Annotated in this window: 20 protein-coding genes and 1 tRNA gene; 14 read left to right on the top strand and 7 right to left on the bottom strand. The window is 55.6% G+C overall.

The genetic code is table 11. The features are described 5' to 3' along the window. Window positions 1-18: 18 nt before the first annotated feature. On the top strand, window positions 19-1,320 hold the full coding sequence (locus DXA66_RS02975; RefSeq protein WP_118526703.1) for an MATE family efflux transporter: 1,302 nt from the start codon (window positions 19-21) through the stop codon (window positions 1,318-1,320). A gap of 3 nt (window positions 1,321-1,323) precedes the next feature. On the opposite strand, the gene DXA66_RS02970 is transcribed toward DXA66_RS02975, so the two are convergent. After that, the gene (locus DXA66_RS02970) at window positions 1,324-2,169 is read right to left on the bottom strand and encodes a helix-turn-helix domain-containing protein (RefSeq protein ID WP_118526701.1); all 846 of its coding nucleotides are present in this window, start codon (window positions 2,167-2,169) and stop codon (window positions 1,324-1,326) included. Between the two features lie 124 nt (window positions 2,170-2,293). On the opposite strand from DXA66_RS02970, the gene DXA66_RS02965 reads away from it, so the two are divergent. Then, a complete protein-coding gene (locus DXA66_RS02965) occupies window positions 2,294-3,409 on the top strand; it encodes an ABC transporter ATP-binding protein (protein ID WP_118526699.1) in 1,116 nt (371 codons plus the stop codon). A gap of 116 nt (window positions 3,410-3,525) precedes the next feature. Here the strand turns inward: DXA66_RS02965 and DXA66_RS02960 are convergent, their stop codons facing one another. The 4 genes from DXA66_RS02960 to DXA66_RS02945 are packed head-to-tail and all read right to left on the bottom strand — an operon-like array spanning window position 3,526 to window position 6,033. Then, on the bottom strand, window positions 3,526-4,425 hold the full coding sequence (locus DXA66_RS02960; protein WP_118526697.1) for a LysR family transcriptional regulator: 900 nt from the start codon (window positions 4,423-4,425) through the stop codon (window positions 3,526-3,528). A gap of 12 nt (window positions 4,426-4,437) precedes the next feature. Further along, the gene (gene tsaA, locus DXA66_RS02955; RefSeq protein ID WP_097773794.1) at window positions 4,438-5,136 is read right to left on the bottom strand and encodes a tRNA (N6-threonylcarbamoyladenosine(37)-N6)-methyltransferase TrmO; all 699 of its coding nucleotides are present in this window, start codon (window positions 5,134-5,136) and stop codon (window positions 4,438-4,440) included. Between the two features lie 12 nt (window positions 5,137-5,148). Then, window positions 5,149-5,367, bottom strand: coding sequence for a hypothetical protein (locus DXA66_RS02950; protein WP_005942855.1), 219 nt, complete (start codon window positions 5,365-5,367; stop codon window positions 5,149-5,151). 48 nt (window positions 5,368-5,415) lie between these two features. Next, complete coding sequence (locus DXA66_RS02945) at window positions 5,416-6,033, bottom strand: LexA family transcriptional regulator (RefSeq protein WP_005942852.1); 618 nt, start codon at window positions 6,031-6,033, stop codon at window positions 5,416-5,418. 195 nt (window positions 6,034-6,228) lie between these two features. Here DXA66_RS02945 and DXA66_RS14505 point away from each other — a divergent pair, with 195 nt between their 5' ends. Then, a complete protein-coding gene (locus DXA66_RS14505; protein ID WP_005942847.1) occupies window positions 6,229-6,591 on the top strand; it encodes a helix-turn-helix transcriptional regulator in 363 nt (120 codons plus the stop codon). After that, on the top strand, window positions 6,563-6,799 hold the full coding sequence (locus tag DXA66_RS02935; protein ID WP_118526695.1) for a hypothetical protein: 237 nt from the start codon (window positions 6,563-6,565) through the stop codon (window positions 6,797-6,799). Before DXA66_RS14505 ends, DXA66_RS02935 begins: the two co-directional genes overlap by 29 nt. 55 nt (window positions 6,800-6,854) lie before the next feature. Here the strand turns inward: DXA66_RS02935 and DXA66_RS02930 are convergent, their stop codons facing one another. Then, window positions 6,855-7,022 carry a FeoB-associated Cys-rich membrane protein gene (locus tag DXA66_RS02930; protein ID WP_044953787.1) on the bottom strand — a complete coding sequence of 56 codons (168 nt, stop codon included), beginning with the start codon at window positions 7,020-7,022 and terminating at the stop codon, window positions 6,855-6,857. Window positions 7,023-7,201: 179 nt separating this feature from the next. On the opposite strand from DXA66_RS02930, the gene DXA66_RS02925 reads away from it, so the two are divergent. The 9 genes from DXA66_RS02925 to DXA66_RS02880 all read left to right on the top strand — a co-directional run bounded on the left by DXA66_RS02925 (window position 7,202) and on the right by DXA66_RS02880 (window position 18,808). Next, window positions 7,202-7,278 (top strand) — tRNA-Val (locus tag DXA66_RS02925). Between the two features lie 446 nt (window positions 7,279-7,724). After that, window positions 7,725-8,174 carry a hypothetical protein gene (locus tag DXA66_RS02920; RefSeq protein ID WP_055190176.1) on the top strand — a complete coding sequence of 150 codons (450 nt, stop codon included), beginning with the start codon at window positions 7,725-7,727 and terminating at the stop codon, window positions 8,172-8,174. A 353-nt stretch (window positions 8,175-8,527) separates the two neighbouring features. Beyond that, window positions 8,528-8,698, top strand: a complete 171-nt coding sequence (locus DXA66_RS14200) for a hypothetical protein (RefSeq protein WP_158576278.1) — start codon at window positions 8,528-8,530, stop codon at window positions 8,696-8,698. A gap of 283 nt (window positions 8,699-8,981) precedes the next feature. Next, window positions 8,982-9,500 (top strand): ClbS/DfsB family four-helix bundle protein, encoded by a 519-nt coding sequence (locus tag DXA66_RS02910; protein WP_112149188.1) that lies wholly within the window; start codon window positions 8,982-8,984, stop codon window positions 9,498-9,500. 417 nt (window positions 9,501-9,917) lie between these two features. After that, window positions 9,918-10,628: a LytTR family DNA-binding domain-containing protein gene (locus DXA66_RS02900; protein WP_118526691.1), complete on the top strand. Its 711-nt coding sequence runs from the start codon at window positions 9,918-9,920 to the stop codon at window positions 10,626-10,628. Then, window positions 10,625-11,908: a GHKL domain-containing protein gene (locus tag DXA66_RS02895; RefSeq protein ID WP_118526689.1), complete on the top strand. Its 1,284-nt coding sequence runs from the start codon at window positions 10,625-10,627 to the stop codon at window positions 11,906-11,908. Before DXA66_RS02900 ends, DXA66_RS02895 begins: the two co-directional genes overlap by 4 nt. A gap of 261 nt (window positions 11,909-12,169) precedes the next feature. Next, window positions 12,170-14,089, top strand: coding sequence for a glycoside hydrolase family 2 protein (locus DXA66_RS02890; protein WP_118526687.1), 1,920 nt, complete (start codon window positions 12,170-12,172; stop codon window positions 14,087-14,089). A 53-nt stretch (window positions 14,090-14,142) separates the two neighbouring features. After that, the gene (locus tag DXA66_RS02885; protein ID WP_118526685.1) at window positions 14,143-17,145 is read left to right on the top strand and encodes a glycoside hydrolase family 3 protein; all 3,003 of its coding nucleotides are present in this window, start codon (window positions 14,143-14,145) and stop codon (window positions 17,143-17,145) included. Between the two features lie 97 nt (window positions 17,146-17,242). Continuing rightward, window positions 17,243-18,808: an MFS transporter gene (locus DXA66_RS02880; protein WP_118526683.1), complete on the top strand. Its 1,566-nt coding sequence runs from the start codon at window positions 17,243-17,245 to the stop codon at window positions 18,806-18,808. 241 nt (window positions 18,809-19,049) lie between these two features. Here the strand turns inward: DXA66_RS02880 and asnA are convergent, their stop codons facing one another. Then, window positions 19,050-20,063 (bottom strand): aspartate--ammonia ligase, encoded by a 1,014-nt coding sequence (asnA, locus tag DXA66_RS02875; RefSeq protein WP_097777229.1) that lies wholly within the window; start codon window positions 20,061-20,063, stop codon window positions 19,050-19,052. A gap of 628 nt (window positions 20,064-20,691) precedes the next feature. On the opposite strand from asnA, the gene DXA66_RS02870 reads away from it, so the two are divergent. Continuing rightward, on the top strand, window positions 20,692-22,041 hold the full coding sequence (locus DXA66_RS02870; protein ID WP_118526681.1) for a radical SAM/SPASM domain-containing protein: 1,350 nt from the start codon (window positions 20,692-20,694) through the stop codon (window positions 22,039-22,041). Window positions 22,042-22,187 lie beyond the last annotated feature (146 nt).

Here is a 22,187-nt window from a genome sequence, read left to right as displayed (position 1 = left end):
CCATGAAAGGGAACTTGGATGAACCTGACAAAACAGTTCTTTAAATATGTATCACAGAATATCTTCGGCCTGCTGGGTACCTCGTGCTACATTCTGGCCGATACCTATTTCATCTCGCAGGCGGCGGGTACCGACGGCGTGACCCTGCTCAACCTCTGCCTGCCGGTCTACAACTTCATCTTTGCCGTCGGCTCCATGGTTGGCCTTGGCGCGGCCACCCGCTACGCCATCCTCAAGGCGCAGGGAGACGAGCGCTGCCAGCGCTATTTTTCCAATGCCATCTTCTGCGCCTGTGTGCTCAGCGTGCCGTTCCTGCTGGTGGGCATTTTTGCGCCCGGCGGCCTTCTGCGGCTGATGGGCGGTGACGCGGGGATCGTGGCGCTGGGTATCCCGTATGCCCGTATCTTCCTTATGTTCACGCCCTTCTTCATGTGCAACTATATCGTGTCGGCCTTTGTGCGCAACGACGGCGACCCCTCCCTTGCCATGGTGGCTACCCTGAGCAGCAGCCTGTTCAATGTGGTGTTCGACTATATTTTCATGTTTCCCATGGGGCTGGGGCTGGCCGGTGCGGCGCTGGCCACCGCCGTGTCTCCCATCATCAGCATTTCCATCTGCAGCCGCCACTTCTTTAAAAAGGAGAACAGCGTGCAGTTCGTGCGCCAGCGCCCCTCGGCAAGGCTGCTGGGCCAGAGCTGCCAGCTTGGCATCTCCGGCTTTGTGGGTGAGATGTCCTCCGGCGTTACCACCACCGTATTCAACTTCCTGCTGCTGGGGCTGGCGGGCAATGTGGCGGTGGCGGCCTATGGCGTGGTGGCGAACTTTGCGCTGGTGGCAACGGCCATCTTCAATGGTGTAGCACAGGGCGCACAGCCGCTGGTGAGCGAGTGCTACGGCAAAAGCGACAAGGTCGGTGCCAGAAAGCTGCTCATCCTGGGCAGCTGCACCGCACTGGTGCTGGCAGCGGTGCTGTACGGCATCATCTTTGGTGCTACCGATGCACTGGTGGGCGTGTTCAACAGCGAAAGCTCCGCCCAGATGGCCCAGTTTGCCCACATGGGCATGAGGCTGTACTTTGTGGGCTACTTCTTTGCCGGGTTCAACATCGTGGCGGCGGGCTATCTGAGTGCGACCAACCGCCCGGTGGAAGCCTCCGTCACCTCCATCTGCCGCGGTATGGTGGCCATCGTGGCCTGCTCGCTGGTGCTGAGCCGCCTGTTTGGCATGAATGGTGTGTGGACAGCGTTCCCGGCATCGGAACTGCTCACCGCAGTGCTGACCCTGTTTTTGCTGCTGCGCGGTAAAAAGCAGACCGCATAGCCCTTAAATATAAAGCTCCTGTTCGCGCAGAGATTCCTCGGGCGAAAGCCCACTCTGCGCGGCGTGACCGGCCATTGCCCGCCACTGTGCGGGGGATTGGCCGGTTTCTTTTTTGAACACCCGGCACAGGTAGTTGGCACCGGAAAAGCCGCACAGGCTGGCTACCACGTCCAGTGTGTACTCCCGGTGGAGCAGCAGCCGCTGGGCTGCTTCAACGCGCACAGTGGTGAGGTATTTGCCCGGCGGCACGCCAATGGCTGCGGTAAAGGTGCGCACCAGATGGCTCTTGGACACGCCCAGCCGTTCGCTCAGCTCCTCCACGCCGTAAAGGCCCGCGTAGTTTGCGCGGATGTCCTCAATGGCGGCCTGCACCAGCGGCGGCAGGGCGGACGCGGCACTGTCGGCATCGGCCAGCTCACACAGCAGTGCGTAGGCCAACTGGCTGCGGGCACGGCTGTGGGCGGTCTTTTCCTCAGCAAGGCGGTCCATCAGTTCGGCAGCGGCCGGGCAGGAACCGCCCTTGGCAAGGAAGGGCAGTTCATGCAGCCCGGCCAGAAACTGGGAAGCCGCCTGCCCGGTAAGCTGGACGCAGAGCAGATGGCAGATGCTTTCCGGCACAAGGGCCAGCGGGGCACGGCTCAGGATCAGGTGCCCGGCAGGCACGGACTGCGGCGGCAAAATGAGCGCTGCACCCAGCGGCAGCGGCCCGGCAGCAGGTACGGATGCAGAGCACTGGCCGCTGGACACAAGGCACACCCACAGTCCTTCGCCGGAGAGGGTGAGGGGGGCAGACAGCTGCAGATCCTGCACGGAAGCGGGAAAAGCGATGGTGTTCCAGTCAAAAAGCAATATCTGACACCTCTAATCAATAAAATGCTATTTTATATCACAAAATTATCTGTTATTATAGTACCAACGAATGAACACGCCGTCAAGAGCGTGGGAACCTTAAAAATTATGGAGGCAAACGACTATGGCTTCGATCAGCTGCCAGCACATCTATAAGATCTATCCGGGTGCTACCGCTCCCTCTGTTACCGACTTTAACCTGGAGATCCAGGATAAGGAATTCATCATCTTCGTTGGCCCCTCTGGCTGCGGCAAGTCCACCACCCTGCGCATGATCGCCGGTCTGGAGGAGATCTCCAAGGGCGAAATGTACATCGGCGGCCGTCTGATTAACGACGTTCCCCCGAAGGATCGTGATATCGCAATGGTGTTCCAGAGCTACGCTCTGTACCCCCACATGACCGTTTACAAGAACATCGCTTTTGGTCTGGAACTGCGCAAGACCCCGAAGGACGAGATCGACAAGCGCGTGCACGAGGCTGCTAAGATCCTGGAGATCGAGCACCTGCTGGACCGCAAGCCCAAGGCTCTGTCCGGTGGTCAGCGTCAGCGTGTTGCTCTGGGCCGTGCAATGGTTCGTAACCCGGCAGTCTTCCTGCTGGACGAGCCTCTGTCCAACCTGGATGCTAAGCTGCGTACCAGCATGCGCACCGAGATCATCAAGCTGCACAAGAAGCTGGCGACCACCTTCATCTACGTTACCCACGACCAGACCGAGGCTATGACCATGGGCGACCGTATCGTTGTTATGAAGGACGGCATCATCCAGCAGGTCGATACCCCGCAGAACCTGTACGATATGCCTTGCAACATGTTCGTTGCTGGCTTCATCGGCAGCCCCCAGATGAACTTCCTGGACGGCACCCTGATCAAGAAGGGCGAGCTGTACGGTGTTGACCTGGGCGGCGACGTGATCCCCCTGCCCAAGGAGAAGACCGCAGACGGCAAGCTGGATGCTTACGTTGGCAAGAAGGTCAAGATGGGCATTCGTCCCGAGGATATCGACGACGAGCCTGAGTTTATGGCAAAGCACGCAGACTGCCAGCTGGATGCTCAGGTGGATGTCTCCGAAATGATGGGTGCTGAGATCTACCTGTATCTGGAGTACAAGGGCAACAAGATGACCGCTCGTGTGGCTCCCACCTCCAAGGCACGCAACGGAGACACCGTCCGCGTTGCATTCGATCCCCACAAGGTCCACCTGTTCGACATCGAGACCGAGCTGACCATCCTGAACTAAAATTTAGCGACGATCATTTTTGATCCTCCTATCATAAGAAAAACCGCCGAAGGGAAGCCTTCGGCGGTTTTTCGTTTGTGTGTTCAGCTTTACGCTTCAATGGACCCGTGCTCTTTTCATTTGCTGGCAGTGCCGGGCGCGGGCTGGCGCACCAGCTCGATAAAGGCTTTCATCTGAGGGGTCAGCCATTTGTCACGGTGGTAAAACAGCTGACGGTGCATCTCCACGGTGCAGTCCGGCACATTCAGCCGGGCAAGACGACCTGCGGCCAGCGCCGGACGCACGATGTACTCCGGCAGGAAGGAAAGACCCATGCCCTGCTCCACCATCTGGCACAGCAGCGCAGCGCTGCCCAGCTCCAGATAAGGGTGGATGGCAAGGCCGCGGGCGGCAAGGCACTGATCCAAAGCGTCGCGGTAGCTCATGCCGCGCTCAGTGAGCAGAAATTCCTGCCGGGGCAGCTCTTCCAGCGTAACGACTTCCTGCCCGGCAAGCGGGTGAGCGGACGGTGCAATAAAACACACCGGCTCCGGCACATCCGCCGCAAGCACCAGATTGGGCTGCAGCAGGGGCTGGTCCAGCGTATAGGCCAGATCGATCTGATTTGTGCCCAGCATCTGCAGCATCCCGTCGGCAGTGGCGGTGCACAGCACCAGCTCCACCTGCGGGCACAGGGCGTGGTAGCGTTTGAGCAGACCGGGCAGGAAGGTGGAGCACACCGAATCCGCCAGCGCGATGCGCAGACTGCCGCTGATCTGCCGGGCGGGCTGCAGGGCAGCCTGCGCCTGCTGGGCCGTGGCCAGCAGGGTGCGTGCATAGCCTAAAAAGGTCTGGCCCGCATCGGTGAGCCGCACGGTCTTGCCCACGCGGTCGAACAGCGGTGCGCCCAGCTCTGCTTCCAGCTGTGCGATCTGGGAGGACACCGCCGACTGGGAATAGCCAAGCTGCCGCGCAGTGCGGGAAAAGCTGTGCAGCTCGGCGATGTGCAAAAAGGTATTGATGTTCCGCAGTTCCATAAACGCTTCCTCTCAGCGACGGGCGATGCCGGTCACGGTGAGCACCTCGCCATCCACGGTAAAATGCACCTCTACCGGGCCGAACTCCATGCCGTACACCCGCTGCGGGTCGTGCTGGTAGGAGGGGCGCGGGTCACCTGCCAGTACGCCGGTCAGGGCGGCGCGGTCGGCCTGCGGCACCTGTGCCAGCAGTTCGGGCGGGAACTGTACCTGCAGACGGTGGAACTGGGTCTGGCCGGTAAAGCCCTCGGCGGCATCCGGGTGGCAGTCGGCATAGGGGATGTAAGGCTTGATGTCGTAAATGGGGGTGCCATCCATCAGGTCGGCACCGCGCACGATGAGCACCGGGCCAACGTCCGGCCGGTGCTCGATGCCTTCCAGACGCACGCTGGAAAGGCCCAGAGGATTGGGACGGAAGGGCGACCGGGTGGCGAACACGCCCATGCGGGTGTTGCCGCCCAAGCGCGGCGGGCGCACAGTGGGGGACCAGCTGTCCCGCACCGCGCCGGAGAACTGCCACACCAGCCAGATGTGACTGAAATCTTCCAGACCGCGCACGGCATCGGCATTGCGGTATTCGGGCGTAAAGATCACCTCGCCGCGCAGCTCGTCCACAAGGCCGCTCTGGCGCGGGATGCCGAACTTGGTGGGAAAGGCAGTATGGATATGGGCAATGACCTTCAGGGTCATCTCTTCAGGTGCAGTGGGCATGGCGAACTCCTTTTAATAGATCTTTTTCAGGGGGCATTCCGGCGGGATGCTGTACCGTGCCCGGAATGCGTCCAGTTCCTGAGGCGTGCGAATGAGCTGAACGTCCTCAAAATGGCCATCCGGGGAGATGAAACCGGCCACCTGCTCCCCGGTGCAGATGCTGCACCGCAGTGCAGGCTGCTGGGTGGCGGGGTCGTAAGAACGGGCAGGCTTTTTGCGGGAGAAAAACATGAGAAGCCTCCTTCTTTTATGAAACGTGCCTGAAAGACTGCAGGCGGCTCACAGCCCCCGGCACAGGCCGACGGCCCGGCCCTCGATGTGCAGCTCTTCCAGCTGCAGGCCGGTAAAGATCATGGGTGGGCAGACGGCGGCATTGTCCGCAAGCAGCATCACAGCATCACCCTGCCGGTGGAAGTGCTTGAGGGTGGCCTCGCCGCCAATGCGCACTGCGGCGATCTCGCCCTGCTCCACCTCCGGCTGGCAGCGAATGCATACGATGTCGCCGTCGCAGATGGTGGGGGACATGCTGTCACCGTGGCAGGTCAGGGCAAAGTCGGCGCGCCACGCGGCGGGAACGCCGATATAGCGTTCAATGTTCTGCTCTGCCGTGATAGGAGTGCCGCAGGCGATAGAACCGATCAGCGGGACCTGCGTCATGGCAGGCAGCGGCTCAAAGCCCGGCGGCGGACAGGGTGTGTCCAGCCCCAGCAGATAGGCAGGGGTGGTCTCCAGCGCGGCTGCCAGCTCTTCCACCTTGGACTGCGGCAGGTCGTTGATGCCTTTTTCCAGCTTGGTAATGGAGGATTTGGACCGATAGCCCATGCGCTGGGCAAGCTCTTCCTGCGAAAGGCCCAGTTCTTTGCGGCGCAGATGCAGACGGGTAGAAAGCTCAGACATGCGAAACCTCTCTGAAAAACGTATGGTTGTTCTGCAAAAAGAATGCTGTTACCAGAAGTATACCAAAAAATTGCATTAAAATCAACTTTTTTCTGCGAATTTGCAAAAATGGGTTGACACTGAATCAATGCAGGAATATACTACAACTAAAGATTGTGAAACGGCATTGCCGATACGAAAAAAGGAGAGCGGAATATGGCAAATACTGAAATGATCCGGGATTATATCCGCGCCAGTGGGTACAAGATGCAGTATGTGGCACGAGCCTTGAAGATCAGCCCCAATGCACTGAACCTGAAACTGCAGGGGCGCACACAGTTCAAGCTGAGCGAAGCAGAACGGCTGAGCGCGGTGCTTGGTCTGAGCATGTACGAGCGGGATCTCTGCTTTTTTGAAGAGCAGAACCGCCGCGAAGTGCTGGCACGCCGCGCGGATGAAAAGAGGAGGGCAGAACATGACAAGCGAGCAGAGAAATCAGACGCGGCTGGCACTGTACCGGTATGGGATGCGGCAGCGTGCACGAAGCCCGGTGGAGCGCAGCTGGTGCGCCGCCATTGAGGAGGGCCTTGCTTATTACCGGCAGAACGACCCGCTGCGTGCGGATCTGTTCGAGCTGCGCTATGTGCAGCACCGCACGGAGGACGATGTGATCAATCAGCTGCACATCGGCCGCACTACTTACCAGAAAGCCCATCAGGACCTGCTGAGCACCATTGCCGTGTACGCGGCAGAGCGCGGGGTGTTTTACCGCGAGACGGAAAGCTGAAAGCAGAATGCCCCCGGACGCTGCCAGCAGGCAATGTCCGGGGGCATTTTTGAACTCAGGCTTTTTTGTTCGGGTCCTGTTTTTCGCAGTGGCTGTGGCAGGATGCACAGTTGCCGCCGCAGCCCTCGCCCTTCCAGCCGCCCTGCTTGGAGATCCACACAACGGCCAGTGCAAACAGAACGATCAGAACGATCAGCGTAATGATTCCACGAAGTGTCAGCATTTTTTGTACCTCTTTTCCCGGTGGGAAAGTTTCTGTGTTCAGTATACACGATTTGGCATCAAAGGGCAACCGGAAAACGGATACAAAAAGTGTGATTTTTTTAAAATTAGGGCTTGCATTTTGGCAAAGGCCGTGCTATAATAATCACGTTCCAGTTCGGAACGCACAAAACAAAATATGGAGGATTAGCTCAGCTGGTTAGAGCACCTGCATCACACGCAGGGGGTCTGGGGTTCGAGTCCCTAATTCTCCACCATACAGTTCGTACTCGAACCCGATTCTCTATGAGAAAGGGTTCGGGTACGTTTTTTGTTTATCGGAGGTTCTGCGGCGAGAGTACGCAGAGCGGTAAACGAACAAAGGCAGGGTATCACCGTGGCGGTGGTATCCTGCCTTTTGCTTTGCGGGATCAAGTTCGCTTTGTGCGAACTTGGTCGTCCCCCTATATGGCGCGTTTGGGGGTAATCGCTGCGTACGTGCGTACCGGGAGCCTGTACACCTCTGACAATGTGTAACACACTAGACTTTGTTCCAAAGTCCGTGTGCTAAGGGGCAGGCCCCTTAGAATTCCTGTGGAGTGTGTACGCACGTACGCAGGAAAACGGCAAAATTTCACTATATCGGGGTGTTCTTTCATTGGAGAGTATGATATACTCGGCTTAGTTCAACAAATCGGAATTGAGGGAGTAGGAGAAATCGAGATTGGAGGATAAGTTGGTGAACAAGATTTTCAAAGGTCTTATTCGATTTTTGATAGAAGTGATAGTTATGACTGTTTTGATTGTTGGGATCAACATATTTACGAATGGTATGTATCTTTGGGGATTGCCCCGCATAAATGATATTCAGTCTGTAAATATCACGTATCCGAGTGTCACGGATGATGTTAAAGAAATTTCGAGCAGTGAGGACATTGAGTTAGCCTTAAAGCTAACGGGATTTCTGAAATATGATTTATTTGGGGAAGTGAATAGCGAAGAAGAACCCGCTATTACAATTACTTATTTTCTCAAGGATGGAACAAGCAAAACAATCTCCGCTAATAACACTACTGTCTGGTGGAACAATAAAATTCATGTAATCAAGGACAAGGAAATGTTTGTCAACCTAACAGAGGGAATTTTCTTTCTGGAAGATTTACAAACAAAGTAAATCAATTCCAGTTTGCTGTACTCGTTCCTAGCAGGGTTTGGGGCAGACACGCCCCAACAGGACCGCGGTTGCGTAGCAACAAACGCCCCAGTGGGGCGTTTGAGCGGCAGCCCGGTCTTGCGCCAGCAAGATGGAGGGGCCTTGCCCCGACAAGGGCCACTTCAAAAACGCGAGAGCGTTGCAGAAGTGCAGTCCCGGATGGGCAGAAAATTTTCAAAAATTGAAAATTTGTGGCCACGGGACGATTCTTGCCTGCTATGTTTTCCATCGACATTCTTGCCTGCTATGTTTTCCATCGACATTCTTGAAAATTTTCCGCAGTTTCGTTATCTCTCCTGAAAGGTGTTCTTGCTATGGATATTGAAGTCAAACGGATGTCCTCTACGGCCATTGAAATGCTTGACCAGCTCAGCGCTGTCTGCAAACGGTTCGGTGTGGACTATTATGCAGCTTCCCAGAATCAGCGTGATTTGCTGGACAGCATCGCCCTGCATGAGTATCAACTCAGAAAAGCTCATGAGTAGGGGTTGAAACGCGCAGATGTTCTGCCATTTCTTGGCTTGAAGCGCACCGAACGCAGCAACGAGATGCCTGCATAAAGTTTCGAGTGCTGTGGACAATGCTCCACCAAAACAACCCGACTCATTCGAGTCGGGTCTTTTTGTTTTGGTGGACGGTACAGGGCTCGAACAGGGCGGCTCTGCGCTTTCCAGCCTGCAAATTTCACTTTATCGGGAGTGTTCTTTACTTGGCGGGTGTGATATACTCGGCTTAGTTCAACAAATCGGAATTTGAGGAGATAGACTAGTGAGAACATACGAGAATAAAGATGAACTTAAGAACGAGATAAATAAAAGTTTTGCAAAGTACATTTCAGAATTTGATATTATTCCGGAATCATTAAAAGATAAGAGAGTTGAGGAAGTTGACAGAACTCCAGCAGAAAATCTTGCTTACCAGGTTGGCTGGACAACTCTTGTTCTTAAATGGGAATCAGACGAAAGAAATGGCCTTCATGTCAAGACTCCTTCGGATGATTTCAAGTGGAATCAGCTTGGCGAATTATATCAATGGTTTACAGATACATATGCTTATCTGTCGTTGCAGGAGTTGAAAGATATGCTGAGAGAGAATATTAATTCGATTTATGAAATGATTGACTCATTAAGCGACGAAGAGTTATTCGAGCCACATATGAGAAAGTGGGCCGATGAATCAACCAAAACAGCAGTCTGGGAAGTATACAAGTTTATACATGTTAACACGGTTGCTCCGTTCGGAACATTCAGAACTAAGATTAGAAAATGGAAAAAGATAGCACTATAACTTCCAGTTTGCCGTACTCGTTTCCAGCAGGGTTTGGGGCTCCGCACGCCCCAACAAGAATCATCAGCCTTGCGCCCGTAGTCATTTTGTGATGCAATATTCCTGACAGGAGATGTCCCGTCTGGTGTTCTATCGCGTCAACGATGAAAGCAAGAGCGTGGAAATCCACCGTGTGCTGCGAGGTACGTGGAATCTGCCGCAGTATCTGGAATAAATCCAGGTTCGCCTGCCCTTGGCAGTGCACTGCCGCAAAAGTCCTCAGACGGCTGTCTGGGGATTTTTTATTTGTGGGGGGCGGTACAGGATGGGAACCGCATCTGTTTTCCCCGCAAGGTTTTCCATTGCATTTCATAGAAAAGTGTGTTTCAATAAAAAGAGCCATACGGCGATCAGACGCAGAGAGAAGGTGGGTGCAGGATGTTCAAAATTGCGATCGTAGAGGATCAGGAAGAAACACGGGAAAGCCTGAACCGGTTCGTCCGGCAATATGCGCAGGAGCAGGGCCTGCAGATGGAGATCAGTCTCATCACAGACGGTGCCGAGATCGCAGAGCACTATACGCCGGGATTCGACATTATTTTTATGGACGTGGAGATGCCACGGCTGGACGGTTTTGGAGCGGCCGAAGCCATCCGGGCCGTGGATGCGGATGTGGTGCTGGTCTTTGTGACCAACATGGCACAGTATGCCATCCGGGGCTACGAGGTGGATGCACTGGATTATGTGCTGAAGCCGGTGAACTATTATCAGTTCTGCACCAAGCTATCCCGCGCCATCCAGCGGGTGCAGCGGCGCAGAGGCGGGCAGGTTGTGCTGCAGCTGGCGGGCGGCGGCATCCAGCTGCTGGATACTGCTGATATCTATTATCTGGAGACCCGCAGCCGGATGCTGTACTACCACACCTCCAAAGGCGAGTTCGCGGCACGCGCCAGCCTGCAAAGTGCCGAAAAGCAGCTTGCCGAGTATCATTTTGTCCGCTGCAACCAATGCTATCTGGTCAATCTGGCCTACGTCAAGGGCATTGAAAACGACTTTGCCCTTGTGAAAAACGACCGGCTGGAGATCAGCCGGAGGCAGCGCACGGCCTTTCTTACCGCAGTAGCGTCCTACATGGGAGGTGTGCTGTGACCACATCGCTGCTGAACAGCCTGCTCCGGGCACTGCTGCGCTGGGGCGCGGCGCTGGTCTTTTGTCTGCCTTTGCGGCATCGCACCCATTTCTGGGCGCGCGCCTGCGGGATGCTGTTCCCGCTGCTTTTGCTGGCGCAGCTGCTGGACCCTCTGGCACAGTCCACAACACTGTGGCAGCAGCAGCTCCTGCTGCTGGTACTTTACGTTTCCTTTTTTGCGCTGCTGGGCGGGATGATCTATCTGTGTACGGATATCAATAAAAAAGGTGCCCTGTACTGCGCAGTATGGAGCCTGCTCATCGCGCAGTGCGCTTACGAGGGCTGGTGCTTTCTGGAGCTGCAGTTTACCCGGTATGGACACCCGCTGAACATGGCTTCCCCTTGGGCGGTTCTGGTACAGCTGCTGTCCGGGGCGGGATTCTTTGCGGCGGTGTACATCCTGCTGGCACGGCAGCTTCCTTATAAAGGAGAATACAACATCGGGCCTCGGCAGCTGTTCAGTGCGTTCTTCATTGGCATCCTGTTCATGGTGCAGGCAGCCGTGCTGGACAATTCCCGCGCCGAACAGACTCCGCTGAGCCTTACCGTTACCATTCTGATCGGGCAGTTCTATTTTATCACCCTGCTGTATTTCCAGAGCGAGCTGTTCAAGAAGTCTGCCATGGAAAAAGAGATGAGTGAACTGAATCTGCTGTACGAGCGTCAGCGCCAGCAATATCAGGTGGCTCGTCAGAACGTGCAGATCATCAACAAACGCTGCCATGAGCTGAAGGTGCAGATCGCCAATCTCCGCAAGCTATCGCCCGAAGCGGTACCACAGGAGCGCATTGATGAGGCCGAACGCGCGGCCCGCCTGTATGACGCGAACCGCAACACCGGCAATGAGGTTCTGGATGTGGTGCTGACCGAGAAGAGCCTGCTGTGCGAGTCCCGGGGCATCCAGCTGAATGCTGTGGCAAACGGCAGCTGTCTGGGCTTTTTTGAAGCGGGGGATCTGTACGCATTGTTTGCCAATGCGCTGGATCACGCCGTGGAAAGCGCCGTGCAGGTCTCCCGGCCGGAGTGCAGGGTCATCGATCTGCTGGTCTGTGTGCGGCAGGGTTTTGTGGTGGTGAACATCATCAGCCCGCTGCGCCCGCCGGAACAGCAGGCAAACCGCTCTGCACAATATGAGCTGAAGGTGATCCGGCGCATCGTGCAGAAGTACAAAGGCACTTTGACCTTGGAAGAGCAGGGCGAGTTTTTTGCGGAAAAGATCATCTTTCCGCTGCAAAAATAAGTTAAGAAAACGGCAGCCGCCGCAGAAGTTCCGGAAACGGAAGGCCTGCGGCGGTTTTCTTTTTGCGGTTTGTTGGATACATCTGCTTGTGAAAAACTTACAAATATATCAGTTCACATTTGGCAGTCCAAAACCGAATGCTCACGCAAAACGACCGATTTTCGCACGCATCTTGCGAAATACGGCCACTCTGATAAAATAATGACAAAGAGCAAAAAACGAAAAAAATCACTGTACCACAGCAAAAACAGGAGGAATCGGATGCGTAGTATTGCAAAGCTCATGAAGGACTGGCAGTTCACCGGCCCGAACGGCGTTACCACCGCCGTAGAGCTGCCCCATACATGGAACGCCAAGGACGGTCAGGACGGCGGCAACGATTACTGGCGGGGCTGCTGCACCTACTGCACCCGCTTTGCAGCACCGGTGTACGACCCGGCACAGCAGCAGGTGTGGCTGCAGTTCGAGGGTGTCAACGCCAGCGCCGCCGTGCTGCTGAACGGTCAGCAACTCTGCACCCATGACGGCGGCTACTCCACCTTCCGGGCAGAGGTCACGGAGCTGCTGCAGGCAGAGAACCAGCTCACGGTGCGGGTGGACAACAGCGTCAACGACCGCGTTTACCCCCAGAAAGCAGACTTCACCTTCTACGGCGGCATCTACCGGGATGTGAGCCTGCTGGTGGTGAACAAAAACCACATTGCGCTGGGACACTTTGGCGATACCGGCGTGAAGATCACCCCCACCCTGAAAGAGGGCAGCGCCGACATCCGGGTGGAAACGCTGGTGGAAGGCAGCGGCACCGTGACGGTGGAGCTGCTGGATGCTGAGGGCCGCACCGCTGCAAAGGGCGAGGGCGAAAATACTTTCCTCCATCTGGATGCTCCCCACCTGTGGAACGGCGTGAAGGACCCCTACCTGTACACCTGTGTGGTTCGTCTGCTGCAGGACGGCAAGTCGGTGGACGAAGTGACCACCAAGGTGGGTCTGCGCAGCTTCTCTGTAGACCCAAAGAAGGGCTTTTTCCTCAACGGCAGGCCCTATCCCCTTCACGGTGTGTCCCGCCATCAGGACCGCAAGGGTCTGGGCAACGCCATCACCCGGGAGATGCATGATGAGGACATGGCGCTGATCCGGGAGCTAGGTGCAAACACCGTCCGGCTGGCGCACTACCAGCACGACCAGTATTTCTACGACCTGTGCGACCAGTACGGCATGGTGGTCTGGGCAGAGATCCCCTACATTTCCGAGCATCTGCCCAATGGCCGGGAAAATACCATCAGCCAGATGAAGGAGCTCATCCACCAGAACTACAACCACCCCTCCATCGTCTGCTGGGGCGTGTCCAACGAGATCACCATTTCCACCAAGGATAAGGCCGATATGCTGGACAACCACCGGGTGCTCAACGAACTGTGCCACAAGATGGACCCCACCCGTCTGACCACGCTGGCCTGCTACGCTGTGTGCGGCCCCTTCAACCCGGTGGCACACATCACCGATCTGGTCAGCTGGAACCTGTATCTGGGCTGGTATGTGCCGGGGCTGTTCCTGAACGACCTGTGGATGGACTTTTTCCATCTGGTGTATCCCAACCGTCCGCTGGGCTTTTCCGAGTACGGTGCCGAGGGCATGCCCAACCTCCACAGTGCCCACCCCCGCCGGGGCGACCACACCGAGGAATATCAGGCCAAGTATCACGAGTATATGCTGAAGTGCTTTGACCGCCACCCGTGGCTGTGGGCGACCCATGTCTGGAACATGTTCGATTTTGCAGCCGATGCCCGGGATCAGGGCGGCGAGCCGGGCATGAACCACAAGGGTCTTGTCACCTTTGACCGCAAGACCAAAAAGGACAGTTTCTACCTCTATAAAGCATGGTGGAGCGAGGAAAACTTCGTCCACATCTGCTCCAAGCGGTTCACCGACCGTACCGAGAAGGAGATCGAGGTCAAGGTCTACTCCAACCAGAACACCGTCGCCCTGTATGCGGACGGCAAAAAGCTGGCAGAGCAGACCGGCGAGCACATCTTCAGGTTCCGCGTGCCGCTGCATGGCAAGGTGGAGCTGAAGGCCGTTGCAGGCGACTGCATCGACACCGCATCCTTCCGCAGTGTGGCAGAGCCGAACCCCAGCTACAAGCTGGTGAAGACCAAGTCCAAGAGTGCAAACTGGGTCTGAACAAGGACATCCCGCTGTCTGGCGGTTGTTATACATGAAAAGGAGGAGAACCAATGAATCCCAAGAAACCCAAAGTACGTTTGTGGTCGGTGCTCACTGCGCTGACGGCGATTTTGACCATCGCCGCCATCGTGGGCAACATGATCGCAAATCAGTACGCCACCACCCTGAACGTTGCTCTGAATGCATCGACCTATAAGATCATCAAGGGCAACACTACGGAAGATACCGAATACTTCAAAACGGGCTTTGCTTCCGACGAAGAGCGCGAGGCTTACGAAGCAGAGCTGTGCGCCACCGTTGAGGCCGAGGGCGCTGCCCTGCTGAAGAACGACAACGCTGCCCTGCCGCTGGCAGGCAGCGCCAAGGTCAGCCTGTTCGGCCATGGCTCTGTGGACCTGATGTACGGCGGCACCGGCTCCGGTTCCGTGGATACCAGCAAGGCCCCCAACCTGAAGGAAGCACTGGAAGCTCAGGGCATTCAGGTCAACCAGACGCTGTGGGATCTGTACAAGTCCGACAGCATGATGAAGAACTACAGCCGCATTACCCCGGCCTCCATCTCGGATACGCTGGAAGCAAACACCCAGTACGCTGTCAATGAAGCTCCGTGGAGCGCACTGTCCAGCGCCGAGAGCAGCTTTGCCGAGTACGGCGATGCTGCCATCGTGGTGTTCTCCCGCTCCGGCGGTGAGGGCGCAGACCTGCCCAGCGGCACCAACGGCACCAACGACAGCTGGATCTCCGGCACTGAGGGCAGCGGCAACTATCTGGAGCTGTCCGCAGAAGAGATCGAGCTGCTGAAGAACCTGAAGGCACTGAAGGACAACGGCACCTTCAAATCCATCGTCGTCCTGATCAACAGCTCCAACGCACTGGAAATGGACTTCCTCAACCCTGCCATCTGCGGCGAGGACTACGGCATTGACGCCGCCATGTGGATCGGCGATGTGGGCCAGACCGGCATCAACGGTGTGGGCCAGCTGCTCGCCGGCACTGTGACCCCCTCCGGCTCTCTGGTGGACACCTACCTGTACGACAATCTGGCAAACCCTGCCATGTACAACTTCTACACCCAGGCCTACCCCAACGCAGCAGAGTATGACCTGCTGACCGAGGGTGCAGACGTGCAGGGCATGTACAGCGTCTATCAGGAAGGCATCTATCTGGGCTACCGCTACTTCGAGACCCGTTACGAGGATGTGGTCATGGGCACTGCCAAGGCAGGCGACTATGACTGGGCCACCACCGTTGCCTATCCCTTCGGCTACGGCGACAGCTACACCACCTTCGCTTACAGCAACTTCAATGTGACCGAGTCTGACGATGCCTTCACCGTCACCCTGAAGGTCACCAACACCGGCAAGACCTACTCCGGCAAGGAGACCGTGCAGGTCTACTTCCAGTCTCCCTACACCGACTACGACAAGGCAAACGGCATCGAGAAGGCCGCTGCAGAGCTGTGCGGCTTTGCCAAGACCGATGTGCTGGCTCCCGGCGCTTCCGAGGATGTGACCATCACCGTGAAGAAGAGCGAGCTGCGCACCTACGACGCAAACAACGCCAAGACCTATATTCTGGATGCCGGTGACTACTACTTCACCGCTGCTACCGATTCTCACAATGCTGTCAACAACATCCTTGCTGCCAAAGGCTACACCGTGGCCGGCACCAATGGCCGCATGACCGAGGACGGCGATGCTTCTCTGGTCTGGAAGTGGACCAACGAAGCACTGGATACCACCACCTATGCAATCAGCACCAACGGCACTGCCATCACCAACCTGTTCGATGAGTCCGACCCCAACAAGAGCAGCGATGCTCCCGGCAGCGTGACCTGGATGAGCCGCGCTGACTGGACCGGCACGGTTCCCACCCAGCCTGCAGCTCTGACCGCCAACGAAACGCTGGCTGCAGATCTGGCCTTTACCCAGTACGACGGCACCGAGGCCGACAGCGTCGAGATGCCCACTCTGGATGCCAAGAACGGCCTGACCCTCGCTTCCATGATTGGCAAGGACTTCGACGATCCCCAGTGGGAGACCCTGCTGGATCAGCTGACCTTCGATGAGATGGTCAACACCATCACTCTGGGCTTCCACAACACTGCAGCGGCTGCTTCCATCGGCAAAACCGCTACCAAGGACGAGAACGGCCCGCAGGGCCTGACCGCTGCCCTGACCGGCGGTGCATCCGCCATGTGCTACACCTCCGAGGATGTCATGGCTGCCACCTTCAATGTGGACCTGATCAACGAAGTGGGCAAGTGCATCGGTGAGGACTGCCTTGCCATGGGTTACTCCGGTCTGTACGGCCCCGGCATCAACATGCACCGCACCGCCTACTCCGGCCGTAACTTCGAGTACTACGCCGAGGATCCCTTTGTAGCCGGCACCATCTGCGCTGCCGAGGTGCAGGGCATCCAGTCCAAGGGCGTGTATGTCTACCTGAAGCACATTGCCCTGAACGACTCCGAGACCAGCCGCCGTGGTGTCAACACCTGGCTGAACGAGCAGACCGCCCGCGAGATCTATCTGGAAGTGGCCGATAAGGCCATCACGGATGGCGGCGCATGGTGCGTGATGACCGGCTTCAACCGCTGGGGCGCAACCTGGTGCGGTGCCAACGCCAACCTGCTGAACGGCTTCCTGCGCGAGGAGCTGGGCATGCGCGGCATGTGCATCACCGACTTCTCCGGCTCCAGCCAGTACATGGATCTGGTGGACGGCCTGATCGCCGGTTCTGACATCTGGGACAGCCCGATGCCCAAGATCCACACCACCAAGGCTGCCAACTACGAGAACGATGCCTACATCGTGACCCAGATGCGCAATGCAATGCATCACATCCTGTACACCGTGGTCAACTCCAACGCCATGAACGGCTGGTCTGCAAGCGATACCCTGAAGACCGTGCTGCCCTGGTGGCAGACTGCGATCTACGCTCTGATCGCCGTGCTGGCTGTGCTGACCGTGCTGTGCGCATGGCAGCTGAGCAAGGCCCTCAAGCGCAAGAAGGAGCTGGCAGACACCGCTCCTGCTGTTGACCAGAAGTAATTCCGGTCTGCACGATCCCTGACCCCATGTTACGGCAGCCTGCCCCGAAGGCGGGGCGGGCTGCCGCTTTTTATCAAAGACAAAAGGAGAGACCGCAATGGGCGAACAAAAAACAACGGCGTCGAGTGTGAACCGCGCCAAAACCTACCAGCTGGTGCTGTTTCCGCTGAACAATGGCGCGACCAACGTGTACTATGTGCTGGTGCTTTCCTACATCGCGACCTTCGGCAGCAAGGTGCTGGCCCTGAGCATGCTGTTTGCTTCGGTGATGGTCACCGGCATGCGCCTGTTCGATGCCGTCACCGACCCCATCATTGGTGCCCTCATGGACCGCACCAACGGCAGGTTCGGCAAGTTCCGGCCCTTCATGGTCATCGGCAACCTCATCATGGCAGCAAGCATTCTGGTGCTGTACTGCCTCACCCCGCTCATCCCTGCCAGTGCCATGGGGCTGCGCTACGCTGCGTTCGTTGCCCTGTATGCCGTGTGGGTCATCGGCTACACCTTCCAGACCAGCTGCACCCGCTCCGGCCAGACCGTGCTAACCAATGACCCCAAGCAGCGCCCCCTGTTCACCATCTTCAACACGGTGGGCAGCCTGCTGGGCATGGGTGCCATGCAGTTCTTTGCCCCCATCCTTGCCAAGAACTATGAGGGCGGCTACGCTTCCGCCGGGTTCTTCCGCACGCTGGCTCCTGTGGGCATCGTCATCTCCATCCTGCTCACCCTGCTGGCTGTCATCGGCATCTGGGAGAAGGATCAGCCCAAGTACTTTGGCATCGGCGGCGAAAAGACCGAGAAGATCAAAGTGAGCGAATACCTCCAGATCATCAAGAATAACGATCCCATGCAGCGGCTGATGGTGGCCGGTGCAGGCTGCAAGCTGGCACTTTCTATCGCCACCAACACCACCGTGCTGTGCATGCTGTACGGCTGCATGATGGGCAACTACGACGGCCTGTACCTGCCCATGATGGTGCTGGGCTATGTGTGCAGCGTGCCCTTCTTCCTGCTCACCGTCCGCACCAGCCAGAAGGAGGGCCAGAAGGCCAGCCTGATGAAGTACGTCAGCGTGGCGCTGGTGTGCTATGTGGGCGTGCTGGTGCTGCTGCTGCTCTGGGGCCGCGGCGATGCCTTCACACTGTCCATTCTGGGCGAGAACGGCCTTTCCATCAACCTGTATACCATCCTGTTCATCGCCTTCTTCGGCATCGGCTACGGTGCTTACTACGCCACCGCCGATATGCCCATCCCCATGGTGGCCGACTGCTCTGACTACGAGACCTACCGCAGCGGCAAGTATATCCCCGGCATCATGGGCACCCTGTTCAGTCTGGTGGACAAGCTGGTGTCCAGCCTGTCCGCTACCGTTGTGGGCATCGCGGTCAGCTTTGTGGGCCTGCAGAGCCTGCCCACCCAGTATGACCCCTACACCCCGGGCATGAACTGGGTGGTCATCGTGCTGTTCTGCATCATCCCCATGGTGGCATGGGCGGCTACCCTCATCGCCATGAAGGGCTACACCCTGACCGGTGCCAAGATGAAGGAGATCCAGGCGGTCAACGCCTGCCGCCGCGATGCAGTGGCCAAGGGCATGAAGCTGGAAGAAGCCATGGACATGTGGCAGACCATGGATCAGCTGCCGGCGGAATACCGGAGCTGAGACGCTGTATGGAACTGAATACCGATCTCGCCGGCGCAAGCGGCACGCTGCTGCCCACGCAGGGGGGCTGTTCCTAATTCTCCACCACAAAAATCCTCAGACATTCGTCTGGGGATTTTTTGTTTGGCGGCGGTACAGGACTCGAACTATTTCTCCGCGGATACAGGTAAAAACGAGCAAAGGCAGGGTATCACCATGAAGGTGGTATCCTGCCTTTTGAATCTTTGTGTGGAAAAACTGCTTACAGCAGCGGGATGCCTGCCTTGGCGCAGGCTTCGCGGGTGGCTGCGTCCCAGACGCTGGCCTGCACTTCGCCAATGTGGGCGCTGCCCAGCAGCAGCATGCACAGGCGGCTCTGGCCGATGCCGCCGCCGATGGAGTAAGGCAGCTCACCGTTCAGTACGGCCTTGTGGAAGGGCAGGGCGCGGCGGTCGTCGCAGCCAGCCATGGTCAGCTGCTTGTCCATGCTTTCAGGGCTGACGCGGATGCCCATGCTGCTCAGCTCATAGCTGCACTGCAGCGGGTCGTTCCAGAACAGCAGATCGCCGTTCAGATCCCAGTCGTCATAGTCGGGGGCACGGCCGTCATGGGGCTTACCGCTCTTCAGCGGAGCGCCGATCTTCATCAGGAAGGTGGTGCCGTGCTCCTGCACAAAGGCGTTCTCACGCTCCTTCGGGGTCAGGTCCGGGTACTGGTCCTCCAGCTCCTGCGTGGTGATGAAGGTGACGTTGGGGCTGTGCAGCGGCAGCTCCTGCAGCTGGGGGAACATGGCGTGCAGGTTCATCTCGGTGGCGCAGACAGCGGACACGATCGAGCGCACCACGCTCTTGAGGTAAGCCTCGTTGCGGTCTTCCAGACGGATCACCTTTTCCCAGTCCCACTGATCCACATAGATGGAGTGCAGGTTGTCCAGATCTTCGTCGCGGCGGATAGCGTTCATATCGCAGTACAGGCCCTTGCCCACACGGAAATCGTAGTCCTTCAGGGCCTTGCGCTTCCACTTTGCCAGTGACTGCACCACCTGTGCCTCAATGCCGCTTTCCTTGATATCAAAGGTGACCTTGCGCTCGACACCGTTCAGGTCGTCGTTCAGACCGGTGGATGCTTCCAGAAACAGTGGAGCAGACACGCGGTACAGGTTCAGTGTGGCGCACAAGGTGTCGGCAAACAGACGCTTGACCGTACCAATGGCGCGCTGCGTGTCGTACAGGTTCAGCGCGGGCGTATAGTTTGCCGGGATGATGGTTTTGCTCATAACAAAATACCCCTCTTCTATTGGATTCCGGCCCTGATCTCCCAGTACAGGGCACGGCTTTTGAACCGGAAAATACTTGTTTCATTATGGCATATTTTTTTAAGAAAGTAAAGTGAGAAGCCAAAAAAAGGGGGCTGCCGGTAAGGCAGTCCCGTTTCCGCAGTGAAAAGGGCGGCTTTGCATCAGCCGAAAAGCCCCTTCAGCAGGATCAGCAGCACTTTTACAAAATCGCCGGTGCCCAGCAGCTTGTACAGAGAGATCAGAGTAGATAACATGAATGTTTTGCTCCTTTTTTGCAATTTCGGGACAAAATGCCCGGCATGCATGGAATACGGCTGGGCAGAGCAGCGGATTGCAGGAAAAATATGGAAATTCAGTAAACTGTAATCAGACCGCAAAGTATACTATTTGTACATTTCAAGAACCAGAGCAATTTTATATCCTATGCTGATTCTCTGTTTTTCTTTTGTTATATAATTCCATAAAGGGTGCTTGACAAGCTGTTTTTTTTTGATAAAATGATTAAAATTAAAATTTAATTTTAATCATTTTATATTATTAACGTTTCATCGTTTTTTTCTTCTGTTTTCTTTGTCAGATTAATAATTAAACAGAGAGGATATTTTCCATGATTATAAATGGATATCCCTGCGCTTATCAGGATTATGGAAAACGTATTATTGTTTTTTCAAATGCATCGCGCAGCCATTTTATCATTCAAGACATTTACGCTGAATTTTTCCGTTTGTGTATTCTGCAGAATAATTCTAAAGAATTCGTCATTCATAAAATATCACAGGAATACGGAGTGGCAGAATCTGTTGTCAGCCAAGACTTTGATCGCTTTACCGCTTCTCTTACTCGTGCATGTTCCCCTTCTGTGCCGTGTTCAAATCCTGCTTCTGCGCAACTAGTCGTAAAGGACAGTGATATTTATTCTCTGATGTCCCAGGATCTGGTTCCTTTTTCTGCAACGATTGAAATCACAGACACTTGCAACCTTAAATGTATCCATTGTTATCGTGGACATCCATTTCACTCTTATTGGACAGCTGCCACCTTTGAACAAGCTCTTTTGCAGTTGCGTCAACTCGGGACCTTGCACTTGACACTAACTGGCGGCGAGCCTTTTACTCATCCTGACTTTAGAGTTTTTCTGAAGCTCATTAAGAAATATGGTTTTGTTTTAACTTTACAAACAAACGCCACCTTTGATTTTTCCGAGCTCTATGATTCTCTCGTCGATATTTCATTAAAGGACATTGCAGTTTCGCTTTATTCCACTATTTACACGGTTCATGACGCTATCACAACTATCCCCGGTAGCTGTCAAAAGACTATGAAGGCTCTTACTCAACTTGCTGCAAGAGGATTTCCGGTCACAATAAATTGTCCTGTCATGACCATCAACCAAGGCAGTCTGCAATCTGTAAAAGAATTCGCCGATTCAATTGGCGCATCTTGTCATTTTTCCTTTAAAATCATTCCATGTCAGGAAACTAAAAAGGACACGCTTCAGCTAAACTGTTTCACTGCGGATTTACTCCAGCAGTATATGGTGGATTCCAAAATCAAATTATACCATGACATTCTGCCAAGTATTCGGCAGTGTATTCCGGGAGAGAGATACTGCCAAACAGGGTTTCGCAGTATCACATTAAATGCACAAGGTAGCGTCATGCTTTGTAACGCTTACCGAAAATCTTGTGGAAACTTAAAAAATTCTTCTCTCAAACAGATTTGGACTTCTTCCGATGCGTTGCTTCGTTGGAGAACCACAACGTCCCTCATAAATAAAACGTGCAAAAATTGCAAGGCTTTTGCTTATTGTGAGCCATGTCCAGCTCATGAATTCACCCTTACAGGCAATGAATTTACCATCGATTCATTGACCTGTTCTTTTGGCAAGGCATTTTATGAAGCCGACCAATGCATTCTCGCCCGTACAAAAGGAGGTGAAAAAAATGAAGGAGTATAAAGTTACCGAAATCACTGAAGTCGCTTCTGAGGCTGAAGGCACCTGTTGCTTTGTAAACACTTACAAAACACAGTAATCCATGCATAAAAAGAGAGTCTGTTTCGATGTAAAATCGAAGCAGGCTCTCTTTTTATGCCAGAATCGGG

It is taken from the genome of Faecalibacterium sp. OF03-6AC (assembly GCF_003478175.1).
Classification (GTDB): domain Bacteria; phylum Bacillota; class Clostridia; order Oscillospirales; family Ruminococcaceae; genus Faecalibacterium; species Faecalibacterium taiwanense.
This window is presented reverse-complemented; position numbering and strand designations above follow the sequence as displayed.